Raw genomic sequence first — 619 nt, 5'->3', positions numbered from 1 at the left:
TTTGCACCGGTCCCGACGCCAGAGACAGCCGAGGTCCTGACGGCAGATATTACCCTCGCGAATGGCCGTCGCCTGTCTGTGGCGGCCACAATTGACCCGATGGTGCTGGCGCGCCTCGTGCAAGCCCTGGATCCGTCATGATCGCGTTCCCGGCGGGGGTGCGCGTCTGGATCGCGGGCGGGGTGACTGACATGCGGCGCGGCATGAACACCTTGGCGCTACAGGTCCAGCAGGGGCTCGGTCGCGATCCGCACGCGGGCGAGATATTCTGCTTCCGGGGACGCAAGGGGGACCTGGTCAAACTGCTCTGGCATGACGGGGTTGGCATGTCGCTCTATACAAAGCGGCTGGAGGCCGGGAAGTTCATCTGGCCGAGCAGCGGTGCTGGCGAGGCGGTGCAGATCTCCGCGGCCCAGCTCGGTTATCTTCTGGAGGGGATCGACTGGCGCAATCCACGCTGGACCCAACGCCCTGCAAAGGCGGGATAAATTGGCCTCATTGGCCTTGTTTGCATGGGCTTTCCGATGCCGGTGTGGTAGGTCTTGGCCATGTCGAACAACGCTTCCGAGATTGCCAGATTGCGCGCCGCGCTTGCGGCCTCGGAGGCCCGTGCCGAGGC

General features: G+C 64.8%; 1 protein-coding gene. It reads left to right on the top strand.

Going from position 1 to position 619, the window contains the following annotated elements:
* Positions 1 to 137 precede the first annotated feature (137 nt).
* Positions 138 to 488, top strand: coding sequence for an IS66 family insertion sequence element accessory protein TnpB (tnpB, locus tag ACK8OU_RS20410; protein WP_410305154.1), 351 nt, complete (start codon positions 138 to 140; stop codon positions 486 to 488).
* Positions 489 to 619 lie beyond the last annotated feature (131 nt).

The sequence above is a fragment of the Pontitalea aquivivens genome (assembly GCF_046507575.1).
Taxonomy (GTDB): Bacteria; Pseudomonadota; Alphaproteobacteria; order Rhodobacterales; family Rhodobacteraceae; genus Pontitalea; species Pontitalea aquivivens.
Note: the sequence above shows the minus strand (reverse complement) of the source record. Positions and strands in the feature narration are given on the sequence as shown.

Excerpts from the sequence above, each read along its gene's own strand:
- tnpB (WP_410305154.1), top strand. The coding sequence starts at position 138 with ATGATCGCGTTCCCGGCGGGGGTGCGCGTCTGGATCGCGGGCGGGGTG.